A 21,132-nucleotide genomic window follows, 5' to 3' on the forward strand; every position below is an offset into this window, starting at 1 on the left:
GGGCTGGCGGGGGACGGACCGGAGGGTGGCGGATCATGCTGGAGCTGAGCGGACGCGAACTGGCGGCGGCGCTGCGGAAGGAGGCCGCCGCGCGCGCCGCCGCGCTCGCCGCGGCGGGCACGCAGCCGCGGCTCGCCATCGTCCTCGCCGCGGATCCGGAGGGCGACAGCCCGTCCCTCTGGTACGTCCGCTCCATCTCGCGCGCCGCCGCCAAGGCCGGCATCACCGCCGAGACCGTCGGCCTCGGCGAGACCGCCACCCCGGACGAGATCCGCGCCGCGCTCCGCCGCCTCAACGCCGACCCCGCCGTGCACGGCATCATCCTGCAGACGCCGCTCCCCGACGGCGCGGACCCCGCGCAGCTCGCCGAGGAGATCGACCCCGCCAAGGACGTCGACGGCGCCAACCCCCGTAGCCTCGGCCTCCTCGCCGCCGGCCGCCCGGCGTTCGCGCCGGCCACCGCCGAGGCCGTGCTCGCCCTCCTGGACCACCACCGCATCGACCTGGCCGGCCGCCGCGCCGTGGTGGTCGGGCGCTCGACGGTCGTCGGCAAGCCCGTCGCCCACCTCCTGCTGGACCGGAACGCCACCGTCACGGTCTGCCACTCCCGCACCCGCGACCTCCCCGCCGTCACCCGCGGCGGCGAGATCGTGGTGGCCGCGGTGGGCCGCGCGCACCTGCTGACGGGGGAGCACCTCGCCGCCGGCGCGGTGGTGGTGGACGTCGGCACCAACACCACCGTCGACGGCGGCCTCGCCGGCGACGTGGACCCCGAGTCGGCCGCCTCGACCGCCGGCGCGCTCTCCCCGGTTCCGGGCGGCGTGGGGCCGGTGACCACGGCTTTGCTGCTGATGCACACCGTCCGCGCCGCGGAGCACGGGGCCGACGCCCCTGCATGATCGAACCTGCGCGCTACACCGAGGCCCCGACCCGTTACGGTCGGGGCCTCTCTTTCTTGTGAGCAGACCATGCGCGGATGTGCTTGATCCAAACCGTTAACGAACAGGTCTTGTCAAATAGCGGGATCGTGCATCAGGATGCGAGCTGCACCGTCCATGCGCCTTTTGTCTAGACCTCTGCAAACGGCCGGATCCGAAAGGGAGGTGACCGTGGCTCAGAGCGCCGCCCCACGCGCCAGCCGGCCGCCGCTCCGCGTCCGCTTCCGACGCGACCGCACCCTGCTCTTCCTCTGCCTGCCAGGCGTCCTCTACTTCGTCCTGTTCTGCTACATACCGCTCGCGGGCAACATTGTCGCGTTCCAGGACTACGCCCCCTTCCTCGGGTTCAGCGGGAGCCCCTGGACCGGCATGACCAACTTCGTCCAGCTGATGCAGCAGGCCGACTTCTGGTCGGCGGTGGTCAACACCCTCGAGATCGCCGCGATCCAGCTGGTGCTCTACTTCCCGGCGCCCATCGCGCTGGCCCTGCTGCTGAACTCGCTGGTCAGCGAGCGCGTCAAGAAGTCCATCCAGACGGTGGTCTACCTGCCGCACTTCCTGTCCTGGGTCGTCGTGGTGGCGATGTTCCAGCAGGTGCTGGGCGGCGCGGGCACGCTGACGGGCTTCCTGGAGAACCACGGGCTGCAGACCGGCAACATCATGGCCGACCCCAGCCTCTTCAAGCTGCTGATCACGTCGCAGTCCATCTGGAAGGACACCGGCTGGGGGACGATCATCTTCCTCGCCTCCATCGCCAGCGTCCCGACGGACCTCTACGAGTCCGCGGCGATGGACGGTGCCGGGCCCTGGCGGCGCATCTGGCACGTGACGCTCCCCGGCATCCGCCCGGTGATCATCATGCTGCTCATCATGCGCCTCGGCGACGTGCTGACCGTCGGCTTCGAGCAGATCATCCTGCAGCGCGACGCGGTCGGCGCCGACGCCTCCGAGGTCATCGACACCTATGTGTACTACCACGGTGTGATCAACGGCGACTGGGGCATGTCGACGGCCGCCGGCCTGATGAAGGGCATCATCGGCTTCGCCCTGATCCTTTCCGCCAACAAGCTCGCCCACCGCTTCGGAGAGTCGGGGATCTACCGATGACGACCACGACCAGCACCTCCGCGGCCCCCCGCGGCGGCAGCCGCGGCCGCTTCGCCGAGATGATCACCTGGAAGCGGTACGACCGGCCGCCGTGGATGGAGAAGCCCCATCCGCTCACCCGCGGCGCCAAGGCGATCATCCTGATCGCCATCGTCATCGCGATCGGCTACCCGTTCCTGCTGGTGCTCGGCACCAGCCTGGCCGGGCAGAAGGAGCTCAACGCCGGCGGCGGCTACGTCCTGCTGCCGCACCACCCCACCCTCGAGGCCTACCGGGTGGTGCTCGCCGGCGGCGTGGTCACCCGCGCCACGTTCGTCTCGCTCGGCGTGACGGCGGTCGGCACCGGGCTGAGCCTGATCTGCACGGTGATGCTCGCCTACGGGCTCTCGCGCACCGGATCGTTCCTGCACAAGCCGATCCTGATGCTGGTGCTCGGCACCTTCCTCTTCAGCCCCGGCATGATCCCGGTGTACCTGACGGTGGAGAAGCTCAACCTCCTCAACAGCTACGCCTCGCTGATCCTCCCGGTGCTGCTCAACGCCTTCAACATCATCGTGGTGCGGGCGTTCTTCCAGGGGATCCCGGAGGAACTGCACGAGGCGGCGAGACTCGACGGCGCCGGCGAACTGCGGGTGCTGACCCGGATCGTGCTGCCGCTCTCCAAGGCGCCCATCGCCGTCGTCGGCCTCTTCTACGCGGTCTCCTACTGGAACAGCTTCTTCAACGCGGTCCTGTACATGAAGGACTCCTCGAAGATGCCGCTCCAGGTGGTGCTGCGCTCCTACGTGCTGCAGGGCCAGTCGATGAACGCCAAGGCGCTCGGCGTCTCGGTGCTGCCGCCCTCCACGTCGCTGCAGATGGCCGTGCTGGTACTGGCGATCATCCCGATCGTGATCGCGTACCCCTTCGTCCAGAAGTACTTCGCCAAGGGCGTCCTGACCGGCGCCATCAAGGGCTGACGGCCCGACCTCTCCCACCGAACCTCCTCCAGTACAGCGAGAAAAAGTCATGAGCACTCTGAACCGCCGCGGCTTCCTCGGGGTCGCCGCCGCCGGAACCCTGTCCGCCGCGGGCCTCGCCTCGCTCACCGCCTGCGGGAGCGGCGCCGCGACCTCGGGCGGCGCCGCCAAGTCCGCCAAGGTCAAGCTGCCCGACTTCGTCGCGGCGAAGACGGCGGCCCCCGACATCGCCGGGGTCTCCGGCGGTCCCGACCCGGTGTACCTGCGCTACCCGGCGAACCCGGTCAAGGCCACCTCCGGCGCCCCGGGCGACGGCAAGCCGATCAGCGTGCTCACCGAGACGTGGGTCCAGCCGGCCCCGTCCGGCAGCTCCAACCAGTACATGACGGAGCTCAACAAGCGGCTCGGCTCGAAGCTGGACCTCACCGTCACCCAGGACGTCGGCGACGGCTACCTCGGCAAGTTCAACTCGATCATCGCGGGCGGGCAGATCCCCGACCTGGTGTGGTTCCCGCCGAACCAGGGCCTGCAGAAGGTCCCCGCGCTGCTCCAGGCGAAGTTCCACGACCTGACGCCCTACCTGAGCGGCAGCGCCGTCCGGAAGTACCCCAACCTCGCCAACCTGCCGACCTACGCCTGGAAGACGTCCGTGGTGGACGGCCGGATCTGGGGCGTCACGGTCGCCCAGAGCCACTTCGGCCAGACCTACATCGTCAACAGCGACTTCTGGAAGAAGGTCGGCGGCACCACCTTCTCCAGCGCCGACGACTTCTTCAACAAGGCCAAGGAGCTGGTCGACCAGCGGACCAAGAAGTACCCGCTGGAGCCCGCGTACATCAACGCGGTGCACCTGTTCAGCGAGTGGTGGGGCGCCCCCAACTCCTGGGCGGACAAGGGCGGCAAGCTCACCCACATGTTCGAGTCGGACGAGTACTTCGCGGCGCTCGAGTTCGCGGTGAAGTGCTTCAAGGCCAACCTCTTCTGGCCGGACGCCACCCTCGCCAACGCCAACCCCAAGGTGGCCGGCGGCCAGATCGGCGCCTATGTGGAGTCGATGCCGAAGGCGATCTCGACCGCGGACAACCTCTCCTGGCCGGCCGACGCGATGGTGCCGTTCGCCGCCGAGTCGGGCAGCAAGCCCAACTTCCACCTCAACTACGGCTCGATCGGCTTCACCGCGATCAGCAACGGGGTGGACAAGGCGCGCATCCCCACCCTGCTCAAGGTGATGGACTACCTCGCCGCCCCGATGGGCACCGAGGAGAACCTCTTCCTCACCTACGGCATCGAGGGCCGCGACTACAAGCGCACCAGCAGCGGCGACCTCACCATCACCGCCAAGGGCCAGGCCGAGGCCGTCACCTCCTTCTCGCCCATCCAGAACTTCACCCAGGCCCCGCCCTACGTCTACGCCCCGGGCGCGCCGGCGCGCGCCAAGCGCGTCAACGAGGTGCAGAAGCAGCTCCACGCGATGGCGATCGAGAACCCCGTCAACGGGCTCTACTCGGACACCAACACCAACAAGGGCGCGACGCTGACGCAGAACATGTACGACCTGCTCAACGACATCGTCGCGGGCCGCAAGCCGCTCTCCGCCTGGAAGGGCGGGGTGAAGACCTGGCGCTCCCAGGGCGGCGACCAGATGCGCTCGGAGTACGAGAAGGCGCTCGCCAAGTCCTGACGGGCGAATAAAAACTCCAGACTCCAGACTCCCGGCGGCCGGCCGCGGCCCCGAACCGCGGCCGGCCGCCGGGTCGCACCACCAGCACCACAACTGCATACGGCAAGGCACCACCCGTGTTCCGTTTCCCCCCTCTGCTCCACCCTTCGATGCAAGGAGCTGAACGAACATGAGCACCGCCTCCCCCTCCAGACGGACCCTCCTCGCGGCCACCGGCGCGGCCGCGGCCGCCGTCGGGCTCCCGGCCCTCTCGGCGTGCGGCGGGTCCGCGGCCTCCGGGTCCGGTGGGGCCGCCAAGTCGGCGAAGACCAAGCTCCCCGTCTACGCCCCCGGCAAGACCGCCACGCCCGACATCGCCGGGCAGCTCGGCGGCGTCGACCCGGTGTACCTGCGCTACCCGGCCAACCCGGTGAAGTCGGTCGCCTCCGCGCCCGGCGACGGCAAGCCGATCAGCGTCCTCACCGAGACCTGGACCACCCCGATGCCGTCGGGCAGCTCCAACCAGTACCTGGCGGAGCTGAACAAGCGCCTCGGCTCGACCCTGGACATGACCGTCACCCAGGACGTCGGCGACGGCTACCTCGGCAAGTTCAACTCGATCATCGCCGGCGGCCAGATACCCGAGCTGGTGTGGTTCCCGCCGAACCAGGGCCTGCAGAAGGTCCCCCAGCTGCTCCAGGCGAAGTTCCACGACCTGACGCCCTACCTCAGCGGCAGCGCCGTCAAGAAGTACCCCAACCTCGCCGGGCTCCCGACCTACTCCTGGAAGACCTCCGTCATCGACGGGAAGATCGCCGGAGTCACCGTCACCCAGGGCCACCTGGGCCAGGTGTACGTCGTCAACGCCGACTTCTGGAAGCCGGTCGGCGGCGCGACGTTCACCAGCGCCGACGACTTCTTCAACAAGTGCAAGGAGCTGCTGGACGCCAAGCGCAAGAAGTACGTCCTGGAGCCCTTCTACCCGAACGCCGTGCACATGTTCGGCGAGTGGTACGGGGCGCCGAACGGCTGGCGCAACGAGGGCGGCAAGCTCACCGCCAACTACGAGACCGACGAGTACCTGGCCGCCATCGAGTTCGCCGTCAAGTGCCGCCAGGCGAACCTCTTCTGGCCGGACGTCAACGTCGCCGACGCCTCCACCAAGGTGCAGGGCGGGCAGCAGCTGGGCGCCTATGTGGAGGCCCAGCCGAGCGCCCTCGTCGCCACCCCCAACCTCTCCTGGCCGGCCGACGTCATCATCCCGTTCCCCGCGCACGCCGGCGCCAAGGTCCACTTCGACCTCAACTACGGCTCCATCGGCTTCACCGCGATCAGCAACCAGGTGGACAAGGCGCGCATCCCCACCCTGCTCAACGTGATGAACTACCTGGCCGCGCCGTTCGGCACCGAGGAGCACCTGTTCCTGCACTTCGGCATCGAGGGCCGGGACTGGGCGCGCACCAAGGACGGCGACGTGAAGTCGACCGCGCAGGGCCAGTCCGAGGCCGTCACCACCTACTCGCCGGTCGGCACCTTCACCCAGGGCCCGTCGGCGACCTACGCGCCGGGCGCCCCGGCCCGCGCCAAGCACACCTACCAGGTGGAGAAGCAGCTGGCGGCGATGGCGTGGTCGAACCCCGTCAACGGCCTGTACTCCGACACCTACACCAACAAGGGCGCCGAGCTGAGCACCACGATGAGCACCTTGCTGGTGGACGTGGTCGCCGGCCGGAAGAAGATCTCCGACTGGAAGGCCGGGGTGAAGACCTGGCGCTCCCAGGGCGGCGACGCGATGCGCCACGAGTACGAGCAGGCGCTGGCCAAGGCATGAGCTGACCAGCGCCCCCCGAGGGCGTCAGGCGGTGATGCCGACGCCCTTGAGCACCGCGGAGAACTTCCCGGCGTCCATCAGGTTGGCGGCGCTGACCTGCTTGTCGTTGAGGAAGACGGTCGGGGTGCTCAGCTGGACCTTCTTCTTCGTCAGGTCCTCCTGGAACTTCTTCTCGGAGGCGGTGACGAAGGAGGAGAACTGGTTGCCGTTGACGGCCTTGTCGAACGACGCGTCGGCGAGGCCGTCGACGTTCATCGCCAGGCCGATGAGGTCCTTGTTCTCGAAGGCGTTCTTGTCGGTCTCCTCGGGCTGGTTCTCGTAGATGAGCGCGTGCATCTGCGGGAACTTGCCCTGGCCCTTGTCGACCGCGGCGCGCAGCGCGTTGACGGCCCGCTTGGAGCCGTCGCCGCCCAGGTTGGCGTCGAGGAAGCTGGCGAGGGTGTACTCGAACTTGATCTTGCCGCTGGCCGCGGCGGCCGCCAGGGTGTCGATGTTCGTCGTCTCGAACTGCTTGCAGTACGGGCAGCGCGGGTCCTCGTAGATGGCGAGGGTGTTCTTCGCGCTCGGGTTGCCGACGACGATCGCGCCCGCGGAGTCGACCTTCACCGGGAGCTTGCCGAGCGCCGCCCAGGTGGCCGCGCCCGGCTTCTTGGCGTCGGCCTTCGTCGGCTTCGCCGCCGACGAGGAGGACGAACCGGACGAGCCGGACGAAGAGGAGCCGCCGCTGCTTCCGCAGGCGGCCAGCGTGAGCGCCAGGGCGGTGGCGCCGGCCAGGGCTGCCGCGGTGCGGCGGGTCACACGGGTCACGGAATGCTCACTTTCCTCGGAACGGTCCTCGGCGCAATCGAGGGAAACTGCTCCAAGTGAGCCTAACCGGGCGGGTGTGCCGGGCGGTGCAGGCGGGTCGGCGCCACCCGCAGGGGTGACGTTCCGGCATCTCGCGCCACCCGCCGATTATCGGACGAATCCCAGGTGTTCTTCCGCATCCCGGGTCAGGGGCTAGAGTGGCCCGGCACTTTGAACGTACCTGTCAGGTTGCTTGCGCCCTCTGCCAGGTCATTCAGGTTAGGAAGACAGCGTGTCCGGTTCGAGCAACTACCGGCGGTCTCTGGGGACCTTGGCCCTGACCGCCACCGGGCTGGGATCCATCATCGGCTCCGGATGGCTCTTCGGCTCCCAGAAGGCGGCCGTGCTGGCCGGCCCGGCGGCGGTCTTCGCCTGGGTGATCGGCGCCGTGGTGGCGCTGACCATCGCCCTCACCTACACCGAGCTGGGCGCGATGTTCCCCAAGGGCGGCGGGATGGTCCGCTACGGCCAGTACTCGCACGGCTCGCTCGCCGGCTACCTGGCCGCCTGGGCGAACTGGATCGCCATCGTCTCGGTGATCCCCGGCGAGGCCACCGCCTCCATCCAGTACATGGCGAGCTGGAACTTCGCCTGGGCGCACGGCCTCTACAACGGCAAGGAGCTGACCGGCTCCGGCGTGGCGTGCGCGGCCGTCCTGGTGCTCGTCTACTTCCTGCTCAACTGGTTCGCCATCTCGCTGTTCGCCAAGACCAACACCGCCATCACGGTCTTCAAGATCGTGGTGCCCTGCCTGACGGCCGCGGCGCTGATCGGCGCGCACTTCGACACCGCCAACTACCACCGCTACGGCGGCTTCGCGCCGAGCGGCTGGAACGCGGTCTTCACCGCGGTGGCCACCTCCGGCATCGTCTGGGCCTTCAACGGCTTCCAGTCGCCGCTGAACCTCGCCGGCGAGGCCCGCAACCCGCGCAAGGCGCTGCCCCGGGCGGTGGTCGGCTCCATCCTCATCGCGCTGGTGATCTACGTCTTCCTGCAACTGGCGTTCCTCGGCGCGGTGCCGTCCTCGAACCTGGCGCACGGCGGCTGGGCCGGCGTCAACTTCAACTCCCCGCTCGCCGACCTCGGCCTCGCCTGGGGGCTCAACTGGCTGGCCGTGCTGCTCTACGCGGACGCCTTCATCTCCCCGTCCGGCACCGGCATGATCTACGCCGCGACCACCTCGCGGATGGTGCAGGGCGTCCAGGAGAACGGCCATCTGCCGGGCATCTTCGGCCGGGTCAACCCCAAGACCGGGGTGCCGCGCCCGGCGCTGGTGCTCAACCTGATCGTCGCCTATCTGTTCCTGGTGGTCTTCCGCGGCTGGGGCGCGCTCGCCGACATCGTCTCGGTGGCCACCGTCATCTCCTACATCACCGGCCCCATCGCGGTGATGTCGCTCCGCCGGATCGCGCCCGAACTGCACCGCCCGGTGCGGCTGCGGGCGATGCCGGTGATCGCGCCGATCGCCATGGTCTTCGGCTCGCTGGTGCTCTACTGGGCGCGCTGGCCGCTCACCGGCAAGGTCATCATCATCATGGTGGTCGGGCTGCCGGTGTGGGCCTGGTACGAGTTGCGCAAGCCCGGTCCGGAGCTCGCCCGGCACGTCAAGGCCGGCCTCTGGATGGTCGCCTACCTGGTGGTGATGGCCTTCGTCTCCTACGCCGGCGGCAAGGAGTTCGGCGGCCGCGGCTGGATCCCCGAGGGCTGGGACATGGTCCTGGTCGGGGTGCTGGGCCTGGTCTTCTACTGGTGGGGCGTGCGCAGCTCCTGGAACAACCCCAGCCTGCGCCGGGCCCGCCAGGAGGCCGCCGACGCCGCCGCCGTCACCGGCGCGGGCGAGAGCGCCTGACGCCCCGTCCGTCCCACTGGCCGGAAGGCAGTGCTGTTCCCGGTAGCCTGCCGGCCATGACGCAGATCGTGGTCGGCGGGGCCGTCACGCGCGGCGGGCGGGTGCTCGCCGCGCGGCGCCTCGCGCCCGTGCCGGGCTGGGAGTTCCCCGGCGGCAAGGTGGAGCCCGGCGAGACCGACGCCCAGGCGCTGGTCCGCGAGCTGGAGGAGGAGCTGGGCGTCGTGGCCCGGGTCACCGGAGCGCTGCCGGGGGAGTGGCCGCTGCCCAAGCCGGGCTTCGTGCTGCGCGTGCTGCTCGCGGAGCTGGTGCCGGGTTCCCCCGAACCGGGCGCCCGGGACGACCACGACGCGCTCCGGTGGCTGACCCCGGATCAACTCCCCGCCGTCGACTGGCTCCCGCAGGACCGCGAGGCGGCCGCGGTGCTGGCGGATCACCTCGACCCCGCGCGGGGCTGACCCGCGGGCTCAGAGCCAGCCCTTGTCCCGCGCGGCCCGCGCCGCCTCCGCCCGGTTGCGCGCACCCGTCTTCTGGATCGCCAGGGACAGATAGTTCCGCACGGTGCCCTGCGACAGGTGGAGCAGCTGCGCGATGTCCGCATTCGTCGCGGCGCCGTCCGCCGCGGCGCGCAGCACGTCCCGCTCCCGCGCCGTCAGCGGGTTCGCGCCGCCCGCCAGCGCCTCCGCGGCCAGCGCGGGGTCGATGACGCGCTCGCCGGCCAGGACCTTGCGCACCGCGTCCGCCAGCTGCGCGGCCGGCGCGTCCTTCACCAGGAACGCGGAGGCGCCGGCCTCCATCGCCCGGCGCAGATACCCGGGGCGGCCGAAGGTGGTCAGGATGACGACCTTCACGCCCAGCCCGGACGCCGTCAGATCGCCCGCCGCCTCGATGCCGCCGCGTCCCGGCATCTCGATGTCCAGCAGCGCCACGTCCACCGCGTGCTCGCGGGCCAGCTCCACCAGCCCGGCGCCGTTGGGCGCCTGGACGGCCACCTCGATGTCGTCCTCCAGGCCGAGCAGGGTGGCCAGCGCCTCCCGCACCATCGCCTGGTCCTCAGCCAGCAGCACCCGAATCACACGCGAACGGTACCGCGCCCCGGCGATCACCCGGGGACGTCCGCCTCGTCCGCCCGTCCCTCGGCGGGCTCCGGCAGCTCCGGCAGCAGCGGCACCGACGCCCGCAGCCGGAAGCCGCGGCCGCGCGGGCCGGGGCCGGTCTCCAGCGTCCCGTCGACGAGCAGCAGCCGCTCCTCAAGGCCGCGCAGGCCGTTGCCGGGTGACGCGGCGTCGGACGGCGCCCCCTCCCCGTCGTCCGTCACCACCACGGCGATCCGGTCGTCCCACGCCTCGATGCCCAGCGTGCAGCGGGCCGCGCCGCTGTGCCGCACCGCGTTGGTGGCCGCCTCTCGCAGCGCCCAGGCGAGCGCCCCGGCGCGGTCCGGCGCCAGCCGGGGGTGGCCGTCCGCGGCGAGCCGGTCCAGCTCGGGCGCGACGGTGGCGATGATCCCGGCGCTGCGCATCGCGTCCTTGGCGGAGGCGAGTTCGCCGTCCACCGTGGCCCGGCGGTAGCCGGAGACGGCCTCCCGGACGTCCACCAGCGCCTGCCGGCTGACCTTCTCGATGTCGGCGACCTGCCCGGCCGCGGCCTCCGGGCGGTCCGGCAGCAGCCGGCCGGCCAGCTCGCTCTTCAGCGTGATCAGCGAGAGCGAGTGGCCGAGCAGGTCGTGCAGATCGCGGGCGAGGCGCAGCCGCTCCTCGGTGGCCGCCATGCTGGCGATGGTCGCCCGGGCGGCCTGCAGCTCGCGGTTGGTCTCGATCAGCCGGCGCAGACCGATCATGGCCAGCCCGGAGAGGGCGGCGGTGATGGTGAGCGCGGTGATGGTGCCGGTGTCGGAGCCGTTCAGCAGCCCGCAGACGATCACCAGGCCCGCGCAGCCGAGGTTGCCGAGGACCGAGTAGGGCGGCCGGAGCGCGGCCCCGAAGCAGACGGAGACGTAGATGAAGAGCGGCAGCCAGTGCTCGCCGAGGACGAGCGAGGTGGCGACCGCGCTCGCCAGCATCGCGCCGATCAGCGGGTACGCGACGGCCCGGCGGCGCTGGTCCGGGCCGTACATCACCAGGGCGATGTAGGCGCCGACGAAGACCACCAGGCCGACCCAGCCGAGCGCCTGCTCCCAGCCCGACATCGGCCGGGAGACCAGGTCGGCGATCACCTGGACCAGGTAGAGCATCCAGATGAGCATCCAGCTCACCTTGGTGAGGCGCTCCCGGGTGTTCTCCGGGCGGCGCCCCATCAGCGGCGGGGTGTCGTCGGTCATGTCCCCATCCTCGCAGTCGCGGTCAGGCCCGGGACCGGTCGCGGCGGTAGAGCCGGCCGGCGAGGACCACGAAGACGACCAGGTAGCCGGCGAGGACCGCGAGGTCGGCGCCGTGCGGGAACTGGCCCGCCTCGATGGTCCGGCCGATGGCGCCGAACCGGTAGGTCGGCATCGCCTCGGAGATCTTCCGCAGCACGGTCGGGAAGCCGGTGGTCGGCATCCACAGCCCGCCGAGCAGCGACAGGCCCAGGTAGCAGATCATCAGGATGGGCTGGATGGTGCTCGGCGAGCCGAGGTAGCCGAGCGCGACGCCCAGCGCGGCGAAGACCAGGCTGCCCAGCCAGAGCGCGATCAGCAGCACGGGCCACTGCCAGGCCGGCATCCGCACGCCGTTCACCAGGCCGCCGACGAGCATCACCACGGCGATGGCCGGACCGCTGGTGGCCGCCGCAGCGATGATCTTGGAGATCACGTAGCCGTTCTGGTTGAGCGCGGTGAGCCGCAGCTGGCGCACCCACCCCTTGGCGCGCTCCTGGGAGATGCCCTGCGCAGTGGACATCAGGGTGGCCCCGACCGCGCCGAACGCGGCCATGGAGACCATCACGTAGAGCTTCACCGAGAGGCCGCCGATCCGGCCGGAGCTCTGCGCGAAGATCATGTAGAGGATCGCCGGGTAGAGCAGCGTGAAGAAGACGACCTTCTTGTTGCGGAAGATCCGGATGACCTCGAGGCGGATCAGCGTGCTCATCGGAGGGCCCCCTGCTCGTCGTTGCGCTGCGTGTGGTTCTCGTCGTCGGCGGTGAGGGTGAGGAAGGCCTGCTCCAGGCCGACGCTGGTGACCTCCAGGCCGCGCGGGTAGAGCCCGGCGCCGTAGACGGCGGCGACGGTGGCGTCCGCGTCCGAGGTGCGCATCCGCACGGTGCGGCCGTGCACCTCCAGGGAGACCAGCGCGGGCAGCTGCTCCAGCAGGCTGCGGGCGGGGAGCTCCTCGAGGTCGAAGGAGACGTGCCGGGCGCCGGCCCGGTCCTTGATCTCGGCGGCGGTGCCGTCCGCGATCAGCCGGCCGCGGTTGACGACCAGCACGCGGTCGGCGACGTTGTCGGCCTCCTCGAGGTAGTGCGTGGCGAACAGGACGGTCCGGCCGGAGTCGGCGATGGTCCGCATGCTCTTCCAGAAGGCCTGACGGGCGCTCACGTCCATGCCCACGGTGGGCTCGTCGAGGACGATCAGGTCGCTGCGGCCCGCGATGGCCATCCCGAACCGGAGCCGCTGCGCCTGGCCGCCGGAGAGCTTGTCCGAGCGGCGGTCGGCGATCTCGGTGAGGCCGGCGTCGGCGAGGACCTCGTCGACGGGGCGGCGGTGCGGGTGCAGGTCGCAGGAGAGGCGGATCAGCTCGCGGACGGTGACGTCCTCCATCAGCCCGCCGCTCTGCAGCATGGCGCCGACCCGGCCGGACGCGATGGCGTCCCGGGGGCTGCCGTCGAAGAGGCTGACCCGGCCCGAGGAGGGCTCGCGCAGGCCGAGCAGCATGTCGAGGCTGGTGGACTTGCCGGCCCCGTTGGGGCCGAGGAAGGCGACCGTCTCCCCGGCGCGGAGGGTGAACGACACCCCGTCGACGGCGGTGACGCTGCCGTAGTCCTTGCGGACGTCCTCGAAACGGCCGATCTCGGCTCCCACCGAGACCCCCGTGGTCTTCCCGTTTGCGGTCATGGGAAGAGCTTCGCGCGCCGGGGGGTGCCCGCTGCAGTGCCGTGGATCGTGACTTCTGCATGACAGATGTCACGGCCCGCGCCCAGCGCGCCGGGGGCGGGACGGGGCTAGGCCGCTTCTGACGGATCTCCGCGGCGTCGCGACGCCCGGCACGCACGCTCGCCGCACCGCCCGAAGACCGACGCAAAACCACTGCGACGGCCATCGTGCGGCACGCCGATCGCACGCGCCGGGCGCCGCTCCTACCTCCACGGATATCCGTCAGAAACGGCCTAGCCGTGCTGCCGTCTGGCCCGTCGGAACCACGCGTGGATCGCGTTGATCCCGAGGATGCCGAGCCAGGTGACCACCAGGCCCCACAGGCCCGAGCTGCTGGTGGCGATGCCGGACAGCGGCACCCCTATGCCCAGGGAGCCCAGCGCCAGGCCCATCGACTCGCGTGCGCGGTCGCGGGTCGCCGCGGCCGCCTCGCGCTCCGACGCCAGCCGGCTGCGCCGGTCGTCCCGCAGCTGATGGTCCATCCGATCGAGGAAGGACTCCACCAGCGCGTGCTCGTACTCCGGCCCCAGATCGCGCCGGGCCGCGAGGGCGGCCTCCAGCTCGGTCCTCAGCTCGTCACGGTTCCTGCTGTCCCCGGACATGCCTCCACGGTAGGTCTCCGGCCGCCGGTACGGGCCCCTCCGGAGCGATCCCTCCGGACCCGGACGCATCATGGGAAGCATGCCGAACTCCCGCCCCGACGGGGCCGCAACCTCTGAAGTCGCGCTGCTCGGACTCGGCGCGATGGGCCGCCCGATGGCGGCCAACCTGCTGCGCGCCGGCCACGCCACCACGGTGTGGAACCGCACCGCCGACCACCGCTCCCGCGATCTCGCCGCGGCCGGCGCGCACCTCGCCGCCACCCCGGCGGAGGCGGCGGCCCGCGCCCGCACGGTCCTCACCGTCCTCCCCGATCTGCCGCAGGTCGAGGAGGTCCTCGCCGGCCCGGACGGCCTCCTCGCCGGGTGGCGGAGCGGGGACGCCGGGCCGGGTCAGGCGTCCGCCGCGGCGCCGCTGCTCGTCGTGATGGGCACCGTCTCCCCGGTCGGCGTGCGCGAGCTCGGGGAGCGCCTCGCCCGCGACGGGGTGCACGTCGTCGACGCCCCCGTCTCCGGCGGGGACGTGGGCGCCGAGCGCGCCGAACTGTCCGTCATGGCGGGCGGGGACGACGCCGATCTGGCGCGGCTGCGCCCCGTGCTGGCGTCCCTCGGCAGCACCATCCGCCACCTTGGACCGCTCGGTTCCGGCCAATTGGCCAAGGCCGCCAACCAGATCGTCGTCGCCGCCACCCTCACCGCCGTCTCCGAGGCCCTGCTGCTCGCCGAACGCGGCGGTCTCGACGCATCGGCCCTGCTGGAGGTGCTCTCCGGCGGTCTCGCGGGCAGCACCGCGCTGGAGGTGAAGCGGGAGAAGTGGCTCTCCGGCGACTTCGCGCCCGGCGGCCGGGCCGTCTTCCAGCTCAAGGACCTCGACTTCGCCCTGGACGCCGGCCGCGCCTCCGGAACGCCGCTGCCGCTCACCGCCGTCGTGGAGCAGCTCTACGCCGCGCTGGTCGCCAACGGGGACGGCGACCTTGACCATTCCGCTATCTATCGGCAGCTGAACCGCATCGCGGGCGGCGCCGCGGGGGGCGCGAGCGCTGCCCGCGCGACCCGGTCCGAGTGACCGCATCCGATGTTTCCGCCTCTCCTGACGGAGAGTCATATAGGTTGGTCAACGGCCCGATTGAGGGCTGATCGCGATGAGTCGGGTTACCCGAGGCGTCGACGGGGAAATTGGACGCATCGTGAGGCAGCGCGAGGACCGGCGCATGATGAATACTCAGGCGTCGGCGGTGCGAGTACGGAGCCGGCAGGGCAAGGGCTCCGTACGGATACGGCGAGCGTGAAGGTGCGGGGAGGCACCGGGCAGCACAGCGGGCCCGGTCACTCCGCACCTCGGAAGGGGAACGCGTGAGCGAGAGGCGGTTGTACGCCGAGCAGGTCGAGCGGGACGAGGGCGCCCGGCTCCACCGCCAGGCGTCCCCGGCGACCCCTGACGCAGCACCCGAGCACGGGCCGATGGAGGTCGGAGCGCTGGCCGCCGAGGCGCTCTTCGGCCAGTCCCCGGTCGGCTTCGCGCTGTTCGACACCGCGCTGCGGGTGATCCGCGTCAACGACCAGTTCGCCGCGCTCGACGGCATACCCGCCGCCGAGCACCCCGGGCTGGCCGCCCACGACCTGCTGCCCGGCCAGGAGGCCGACCGGCTGCACGCCGCGCTGCGCCGCGTCAACGACAGCGGCACGCCCGTCACCCAGCTCCGGGTGGTGGGCCGCGGCCGCTGGGCGCTGTCCCTGTACCGGCTCAACGACGCGGGCGGCGGACCCGCCGGCGTCGCCGCGATGGCCGTCGATGTCACCGGGCAGCAGCGCGCCGAGCGCGAGGCCGCCCGCGCCCGCCGCAACCTCGCCCTCATCAACGACGCCGCCACCCACATCGGTTCGACGCTCGACCTGGAGACCACCGCCCGCGAGCTGCTGGACGTCGCCGTCCCGCACTTCTGCGACCTGGCCTCCGTCGACCTCTACAGCGCCCTGCTGGCCGGCGACGACACCCCCGGCGCGGGCGGCACGGCGGCCCCCGGCGAGGTCCGCCGGGTGGCGGGCGCCTCCGCGGTGGCCGGCGCCGGCCGCGGCCCGATCGACGTCGGCGGCACCCGCGTCTACCCGGCCGAGACCCCCTACGCCCGCGCGCTCGCCTCCGGGCGCACGGCCGTGCTCCCCGAGGAGGGCGAGCACGCCGACAACCTGGACGGCATCATCCAGTCCACCCTGGTGGTGCCGATGGCCGCCCGCGGCACGGTGCTCGGGCTGGTGCTCTTCTCCCGCACCAAGGGCAGCGAGCCGTTCAGCGAGCGCGACATGCTGCTCGCCGAGGAGCTCGCCTCCCGGGCCGCGGTCTGCCTCGACAACGCCCGGCTGTACCGGAGGGAGCACGAGCGGGCGCTGCTGCTGCAGCGCAGCCTCCTGCCGCCTGGCCGGCCGGCAGCCTCCGGGCTCTCCATCGCCTGCCGCTACCTGCCCGGCTCGACCGCGAGCGAGGTGGGCGGCGACTGGTTCGACGTCATCCCGCTGCCCGGCCACCGCACCGCGCTGGTGGTCGGCGACGTGATGGGGCGCGGGCTGCGCGCCGCCGTCTCGATGGGCCAACTCCGCACCGCGGTGCGGACGCTGGCGATGCTCGACCTGGAGCCCGCCGAGGTGCTCGCCGCGCTGGACGAGATCGCCCGGGGACTGGCGGATCCGCCGACGCTGCCGGGGCCGGCGCGGGGCGGCGACGCGGGCGGCGGGCCGTCCCGCCCGGCCCAGGAGAACCCCGAGGACCTCTCCGAGATCTACCTCGCCACCTGCGTCTACGCGGTCTACGACCCGGTTACGCGGCGCTGCACCTTCGCCAACGCGGGCCACCTCCCGCCGGTGGTGGTGCGCCCCGACGACCCGCCGCTGATGCTCGACCTGCCGTCCGGGCTGCCGCTCGGCGTGGGCGCGGGCGGCGAGCCGTTCGAGGAGGTCGACATAGAGCTCCCGGACGGGGCGCTGCTCGCCCTCTACACGGACGGGCTGGTGGAGTCGCGCAACCACGCGCTGGAGGACGGCCTCAACCTGCTGCGCCGCTCGCTGGCGGCGCCGGCGCGGGATCTGGAGGACGTCTGCGACCACGTGCTGGGCGCGCTCCACCCGCACCACGGCGAGGACGACACCGCGCTGCTGATGGCCCGCATCGACGCGCTGGCGGACGACGCGGTCGGCGACTGGACGCTTCCGCCGCAGGCGCCGTCGGTCTCCAAGGCACGCGAGCTGACCCGGGTGTGGCTCTCCGAGCGGGGGCTGGACGACCTGGTCGACGTCGCGGAGCTGCTGGTGAGCGAGCTGGTGACGAACGCGCTGCGGCACGGGTACGGGGACATCCGCCTGCGGCTGCTGCGGGATCGGTCGATCGTGTGCGAGGTGTGGGACTCGGCGCTGGCGCAGCCGCGGCAGCGCCGGGCCCGGGCGACGGACGAGGGCGGGCGCGGCCTTCAGCTGGTGGGCATGCTCGCCGACCGGTGGGGCTCGCGGCGCACCCCGCGCGGCAAGACCGTCTGGTTCGAACTCGCCCTCCCCTCCACGGTCCTGGTCGGCTGACCCCCCGCCCCACGTCCTAGCCGCCCCTCCGCCCCGGCACCCCACCCGCCCACCGGCGCCAGGTCCGGCTGCCATCCCACGGGCTCCCTCCCGCGTGCGGCCCGGCCGGCTCTGCCGCCCAGCGTCGCCAGTTCCGCTGCCGCCCATACACCCCCGCAGCGCTTCGCGCGCGGCCGCCGGTGTCGGCACCGCCACGTTCACTCCGGGTCGGTTGCCCGCGGCCGTCCTCGCGGCGCTTAGCGCGCGGACGGGGGGCTACCGACGGTGTCGGTACCGTGACGTCGGCTTCGGGTTGGTTGCCTTCGGCGGGCGTCGTGGCGGTTCGCGCGCGACCAAGACCCTGAGGCCGCCCGCCGGCTCTGCCGCCTCGCAGCACTTCGCGCGCGGCGAGGACCATGCGGCTGGCCGCCGGCTCTGCCGCCTCGCGCGCGGCCTCTGCTGCCGCCCGTCGGCTCTGCCGCTCCGCGGCGCTTCGCGCGCGGACGGGGGGGGGCTACCGACGGTGTCGGTATCGTGACGTCGGCTTCGGGTTGGTTGCCTTCGGCGGGCCTCGCGGCGGTCCGCGCGCGACCAAGACCCTGAGGCCGCCCGCCGGTTCTGCTGCCTCGCGGCGCCTCGCGCGCGGCGAGGACTCTGCTGCCGCCCGTCGGCCCTGCCGCCTCGCGGCGCTTCGTGCGCGGTCAGGACTCTGCTGCCGCCTCGCGGCGGTCCGTGCGCGGCCAGGACCCTGCTGCCGCCCGTCGGCTCTACCTCGCTCCGCGGCCCACGCGGCCCGCCGCTGGTTCTGCCGCCTCGTGGCGGTCCGCGGGCGGGCCGGGGGGCTCTTGACGGTCCCGACACCGCGTCTCCACTCCGGGGCGGGTGTCCTCGGCGCCCTGCCGCCCCCCCCGCGTGCGGTCCCGGCGGCACCGCCGCGCCGCGTGGAGCCCGGGGGGTGGCGGCGGTGTCGGCACCGCGCCGGACTCGGGTGGGGTGCCGGGGCGGAGGGGCGGCGGGGAGGGACCGGACTCAGCCGGTGCGGCGGCGGATCTTGGAGCCGAGCCACACCAGCGGGTCGTACTTGCGGTCCACCGCCCGCTCCTTGAGCGGGATCAGCGCGTTGTCGGTGATGTGGATGTGCTCCGGGCACACCTCCGTGCAGCACTTGGTGATGTTGCAGTACCCGAGCCCGTGCTCCTCCTGCGCCTCCTCCGCCCGCCGCTTCCGCGCGTCCAGCGGATGCATCTCCAGCTCCGCCTGCCGCATCAGGAACCGCGGGCCGGCGAACGCCGCCTTGTTCTCCTCGTGGTCCCGCACCACATGGCAGGTGTTCTGGCACAGGAAGCACTCGATGCACTTGCGGAACTCCTGCGACCGCTGCACATCCTCCTGCGCCATCCGGTACTCGCCCGCCGCCACGCCCTCCGGCGGCTGGAAGGACGGGATCTCCCGCGCCTTCTCGTAGTTGAAGGAGACGTCCGTCACCAGGTCCTTGATGACCGGGAACGTCCGCATCGGCGTGATCGTCACCGTCTCCTCGGGGGAGAACGTCGACATCCTCGTCATGCACATCAGCCGCGGCCGCCCGTTCACCTCCGCGCTGCACGAACCGCACTTGCCGGCCTTGCAGTTCCAGCGCACCGCGAGGTCCGGCGTCTGGGTGGCCTGGAGGCGGTGGACGATGTCCAGCACCACCTCGCCCTCGTTCACCTCGACCTCGTAGTCCGTCAGCTCCCCGCCCGCCTCGTCGCCCCGCCAGACCCGGAACCGCGCCTGATAGCTCATTCCTGCCCCTCCGCGTCCTCCGAGCTGTAGTGCTGCAGCTCCTCGTCCGTCAGATACTTCTGCAGCTCCTCGGCGTCGAAGAGCTCCATCAGGTCGCGCCGCATCGCCGGGTTCGGACGGGGCGTCACCTCCGCCGTCTCCGCGCCGGCGGCGAGCCGGCAGATCAGCAGCTTGCGCCGCCACTCCCGGTCCATCGTCGGGAAGTCGTCGCGGGTGTGCCCGCCGCGGCTCTCCGTCCGCGTCAGCGCGGCCCGCGCCACGCACTCGCTGACCAGCAGCATGTTCCGCAGGTCCAGCGCCAGGTGCCAGCCCGGGTTGAACTGCCGGTGGCCCTCCACCACAGCCTGCTTGGCCCGCGCCCGCAACCGCGCCAGCCGCTGCAGCGCCTCCCGCATCTCCGGCTCCCGCCGGATGATGCCGACCAGGTCGTTCATGGTCTGCTGGAGCTCGGTGTGCAGGGTGTACGGATTCTCCGGCGGGCCGCCGCCCTCCGGGGGGCCGTCCGGCTCGACCATCTCCGCCAGCCCGAAGGGGCGCAGCGCCTCCTCGGCGGCCGCGTCCACCGCCTGCTGGCCGACCACCGGGCGGTCCGCGCCGATGCCGCCCGCGTACTCGGCCGCGTGCAGCCCCGCCCGCCGGCCGAAGACCAGCAGGTCGGAGAGGGAGTTGCCGCCCAGCCGGTTGGAGCCGTGCATCCCGCCGGCCACCTCGCCCGCGGCATAGAGCCCGGGGACGTCCTCGGCCTGCGCGGTGTCCGGGTCGACGGCCACCCCGCCCATCACGTAGTGGCAGGTGGGGCCGACCTCCATCGGCTCTGCGGTGATGTCGACGTCCGCCAGCTCCAGGAACTGATGGTGCATCGAGGGCAGCCGCCGCTTGATCTCCTCGGCCGGCATCCGCGTCGAGACGTCCAGGAAGACGCCGCCGTGCGGGGAGCCGCGCCCCTCCTTGACCTCGTTGTTGATGGCGCGCGCCACCTCGTCGCGGGGCAGCAGCTCGGGCGGGCGGCGGTTGTTGTCCGGGTCGGCGTACCAGCGGTCGGCCTCGTCCGGCCCTTGCGCGTACTGGGACTTGAAGACGTCCGGGATGTACTTGAACATGAACCGGTCGCCCTCGGAGTTGCGCAGCACCCCGCCGTCGCCGCGCACCGACTCGGTGACCAGGATGCCCTTGACGCTCGGCGGCCAGACCATGCCGGTGGGGTGGAACTGGACGAACTCCATGTTCATCAGCGGCGCCCCGGCGAGCAGCGCCAGCGCGTGCCCGTCCCCGGTGTACTCCCAGGAGTTGGAGGTCACCTTGAAGGACTTGCCGATGCCGCCGGTGGCCAGCACCACGGCCGGCGCCTCGATGGTGAAGAACCGTCCCGTCTCGCGGGCGTAGCCGAAGACCCCGGCCACCCGAGAACCGTCCTTCAGGATCCGGGTGACGGTGTGCTCGGCGAAGACCTTGATCCGCGCCTCGGGATCGCCGAACTCCCGCTCGTCCTGCTGCTGGAGCGCGACCACCTGCTGCTGGAGGGTGCGGATCAGCTCCAGCCCGGTGCGGTCGCCGACATGGGCGAGGCGCGGGTACTCGTGGCCGCCGAAGTTGCGCTGCGAGATGCGGCCGTCCTTGGTGCGGTCGAAGAGCGCGCCCCAGGTCTCCAGCTCCCAGACGCGGTCCGGCGCCTCCCGGGCGTGCAGCTCGGCCATCCGGAAGTGGTTGAGGAACTTGCCGCCGCGCATCGTGTCGCGGAAGTGGACCTGCCAGTTGTCGTTGCTGTTGACGTTGCCCATGGAGGCGGCGATGCCGCCCTCGGCCATCACCGTATGGGCCTTGCCGAAGAGGGACTTGCAGATGATCGCGGTGCGCATGCCGTGCGCGCGGGCCTCGATCGCGGCGCGCAGGCCGGCCCCGCCGGCACCGATCACGACCACGTCGTAGGTGTGGCGTTCCGCCTCGGTCATGGT

General features: G+C 71.9%; 17 protein-coding genes. 9 read left to right on the forward strand and 8 right to left on the reverse strand.

Annotated elements, in window-relative coordinates:
* Positions 1-35 precede the first annotated feature (35 nt).
* The 5 genes from BIV57_RS11610 to BIV57_RS11630 all read left to right on the forward strand — a co-directional run bounded on the left by BIV57_RS11610 (position 36) and on the right by BIV57_RS11630 (position 6,495).
* Entirely contained in the window at positions 36-899 is an 864-nt protein-coding gene (locus tag BIV57_RS11610) for a bifunctional 5,10-methylenetetrahydrofolate dehydrogenase/5,10-methenyltetrahydrofolate cyclohydrolase (protein WP_071656664.1), read from the forward strand.
* 156 nt (positions 900-1,055) lie between these two features.
* Positions 1,056-2,045 carry an ABC transporter permease gene (locus tag BIV57_RS11615; RefSeq protein ID WP_107409547.1) on the forward strand — a complete coding sequence of 330 codons (990 nt, stop codon included), beginning with the start codon at positions 1,056-1,058 and terminating at the stop codon, positions 2,043-2,045.
* Complete coding sequence (locus tag BIV57_RS11620; protein ID WP_079170242.1) at positions 2,042-3,004, forward strand: carbohydrate ABC transporter permease; 963 nt, start codon at positions 2,042-2,044, stop codon at positions 3,002-3,004. Before BIV57_RS11615 ends, BIV57_RS11620 begins: the two co-directional genes overlap by 4 nt.
* Before the next feature lie 49 nt (positions 3,005-3,053).
* Positions 3,054-4,685, forward strand: a complete 1,632-nt coding sequence (locus tag BIV57_RS11625; RefSeq protein ID WP_071656666.1) for a type 2 periplasmic-binding domain-containing protein — start codon at positions 3,054-3,056, stop codon at positions 4,683-4,685.
* Positions 4,686-4,854: 169 nt separating this feature from the next.
* Entirely contained in the window at positions 4,855-6,495 is a 1,641-nt protein-coding gene (locus tag BIV57_RS11630; protein WP_071656667.1) for a type 2 periplasmic-binding domain-containing protein, read from the forward strand.
* A 24-nt stretch (positions 6,496-6,519) separates the two neighbouring features.
* On the opposite strand, the gene BIV57_RS11635 is transcribed toward BIV57_RS11630, so the two are convergent.
* The gene (locus BIV57_RS11635; RefSeq protein ID WP_071656668.1) at positions 6,520-7,302 is read right to left on the reverse strand and encodes a DsbA family protein; all 783 of its coding nucleotides are present in this window, start codon (positions 7,300-7,302) and stop codon (positions 6,520-6,522) included.
* Positions 7,303-7,573: 271 nt separating this feature from the next.
* Between BIV57_RS11635 and BIV57_RS11640 the strand changes: the two genes are divergently transcribed.
* Complete coding sequence (locus BIV57_RS11640; RefSeq protein ID WP_071656669.1) at positions 7,574-9,190, forward strand: APC family permease; 1,617 nt, start codon at positions 7,574-7,576, stop codon at positions 9,188-9,190.
* Positions 9,191-9,246: 56 nt separating this feature from the next.
* Positions 9,247-9,645, forward strand: a complete 399-nt coding sequence (locus BIV57_RS11645) for a (deoxy)nucleoside triphosphate pyrophosphohydrolase (RefSeq protein WP_071656670.1) — start codon at positions 9,247-9,249, stop codon at positions 9,643-9,645.
* Between the two features lie 9 nt (positions 9,646-9,654).
* On the opposite strand, the gene BIV57_RS11650 is transcribed toward BIV57_RS11645, so the two are convergent.
* The 5 genes from BIV57_RS11650 to BIV57_RS11670 all read right to left on the reverse strand — a co-directional run bounded on the left by BIV57_RS11650 (position 9,655) and on the right by BIV57_RS11670 (position 13,855).
* Positions 9,655-10,263 (reverse strand): response regulator transcription factor, encoded by a 609-nt coding sequence (locus BIV57_RS11650; RefSeq protein WP_071656699.1) that lies wholly within the window; start codon positions 10,261-10,263, stop codon positions 9,655-9,657.
* A gap of 26 nt (positions 10,264-10,289) precedes the next feature.
* Complete coding sequence (locus tag BIV57_RS11655) at positions 10,290-11,504, reverse strand: sensor histidine kinase (RefSeq protein ID WP_071656671.1); 1,215 nt, start codon at positions 11,502-11,504, stop codon at positions 10,290-10,292.
* 22 nt (positions 11,505-11,526) lie between these two features.
* Positions 11,527-12,252: an ABC transporter permease gene (locus tag BIV57_RS11660; protein ID WP_071656672.1), complete on the reverse strand. Its 726-nt coding sequence runs from the start codon at positions 12,250-12,252 to the stop codon at positions 11,527-11,529.
* The gene (locus tag BIV57_RS11665; protein ID WP_071656673.1) at positions 12,249-13,214 is read right to left on the reverse strand and encodes an ABC transporter ATP-binding protein; all 966 of its coding nucleotides are present in this window, start codon (positions 13,212-13,214) and stop codon (positions 12,249-12,251) included. Before BIV57_RS11665 ends, BIV57_RS11660 begins: the two co-directional genes overlap by 4 nt.
* A gap of 272 nt (positions 13,215-13,486) precedes the next feature.
* A complete protein-coding gene (locus BIV57_RS11670) occupies positions 13,487-13,855 on the reverse strand; it encodes a hypothetical protein (protein WP_071656674.1) in 369 nt (122 codons plus the stop codon).
* 79 nt (positions 13,856-13,934) lie between these two features.
* On the opposite strand from BIV57_RS11670, the gene BIV57_RS11675 reads away from it, so the two are divergent.
* Positions 13,935-14,918: an NAD(P)-dependent oxidoreductase gene (locus tag BIV57_RS11675; RefSeq protein WP_071656675.1), complete on the forward strand. Its 984-nt coding sequence runs from the start codon at positions 13,935-13,937 to the stop codon at positions 14,916-14,918.
* A gap of 287 nt (positions 14,919-15,205) precedes the next feature.
* Complete coding sequence (locus tag BIV57_RS11680) at positions 15,206-17,416, forward strand: SpoIIE family protein phosphatase (protein ID WP_245797573.1); 2,211 nt, start codon at positions 15,206-15,208, stop codon at positions 17,414-17,416.
* Between the two features lie 1,008 nt (positions 17,417-18,424).
* On the opposite strand, the gene BIV57_RS11685 is transcribed toward BIV57_RS11680, so the two are convergent.
* Both BIV57_RS11685 and BIV57_RS11690 read right to left on the reverse strand, forming a co-directional pair.
* Positions 18,425-19,180: a succinate dehydrogenase/fumarate reductase iron-sulfur subunit gene (locus tag BIV57_RS11685; RefSeq protein ID WP_071656677.1), complete on the reverse strand. Its 756-nt coding sequence runs from the start codon at positions 19,178-19,180 to the stop codon at positions 18,425-18,427.
* The gene (locus tag BIV57_RS11690; RefSeq protein ID WP_071656678.1) at positions 19,177-21,129 is read right to left on the reverse strand and encodes a fumarate reductase/succinate dehydrogenase flavoprotein subunit; all 1,953 of its coding nucleotides are present in this window, start codon (positions 21,127-21,129) and stop codon (positions 19,177-19,179) included. The genes BIV57_RS11685 and BIV57_RS11690 overlap by 4 nt, the downstream gene beginning before the upstream one ends.
* Positions 21,130-21,132: the final 3 nt, after the last annotated feature.

This window comes from Mangrovactinospora gilvigrisea, assembly GCF_001879105.1.
In the GTDB taxonomy this organism is placed as follows: Bacteria; Actinomycetota; Actinomycetes; order Streptomycetales; family Streptomycetaceae; genus Mangrovactinospora; species Mangrovactinospora gilvigrisea.

Coding starts and splice junctions, on each gene's coding strand:
- BIV57_RS11660 (WP_071656672.1), bottom strand. CDS start 12,252: ATGAGCACGCTGATCCGCCTCGAGGTCATCCGGATCTTCCGCAACAAG.
- BIV57_RS11610 (WP_071656664.1), top strand. CDS start 36: ATGCTGGAGCTGAGCGGACGCGAACTGGCGGCGGCGCTGCGGAAGGAG.
- BIV57_RS11670 (WP_071656674.1), bottom strand. CDS start 13,855: ATGTCCGGGGACAGCAGGAACCGTGACGAGCTGAGGACCGAGCTGGAG.
- BIV57_RS11690 (WP_071656678.1), bottom strand. CDS start 21,129: ATGACCGAGGCGGAACGCCACACCTACGACGTGGTCGTGATCGGTGCC.
- BIV57_RS11615 (WP_107409547.1), top strand. CDS start 1,056: ATGCGCCTTTTGTCTAGACCTCTGCAAACGGCCGGATCCGAAAGGGAG.
- BIV57_RS11665 (WP_071656673.1), bottom strand. CDS start 13,214: ATGACCGCAAACGGGAAGACCACGGGGGTCTCGGTGGGAGCCGAGATC.
- BIV57_RS11655 (WP_071656671.1), bottom strand. CDS start 11,504: ATGACCGACGACACCCCGCCGCTGATGGGGCGCCGCCCGGAGAACACC.
- BIV57_RS11630 (WP_071656667.1), top strand. CDS start 4,855: ATGAGCACCGCCTCCCCCTCCAGACGGACCCTCCTCGCGGCCACCGGC.
- BIV57_RS11620 (WP_079170242.1), top strand. CDS start 2,042: ATGACGACCACGACCAGCACCTCCGCGGCCCCCCGCGGCGGCAGCCGC.
- BIV57_RS11645 (WP_071656670.1), top strand. CDS start 9,247: ATGACGCAGATCGTGGTCGGCGGGGCCGTCACGCGCGGCGGGCGGGTG.
- BIV57_RS11675 (WP_071656675.1), top strand. CDS start 13,935: ATGCCGAACTCCCGCCCCGACGGGGCCGCAACCTCTGAAGTCGCGCTG.
- BIV57_RS11685 (WP_071656677.1), bottom strand. CDS start 19,180: ATGAGCTATCAGGCGCGGTTCCGGGTCTGGCGGGGCGACGAGGCGGGC.
- BIV57_RS11625 (WP_071656666.1), top strand. CDS start 3,054: ATGAGCACTCTGAACCGCCGCGGCTTCCTCGGGGTCGCCGCCGCCGGA.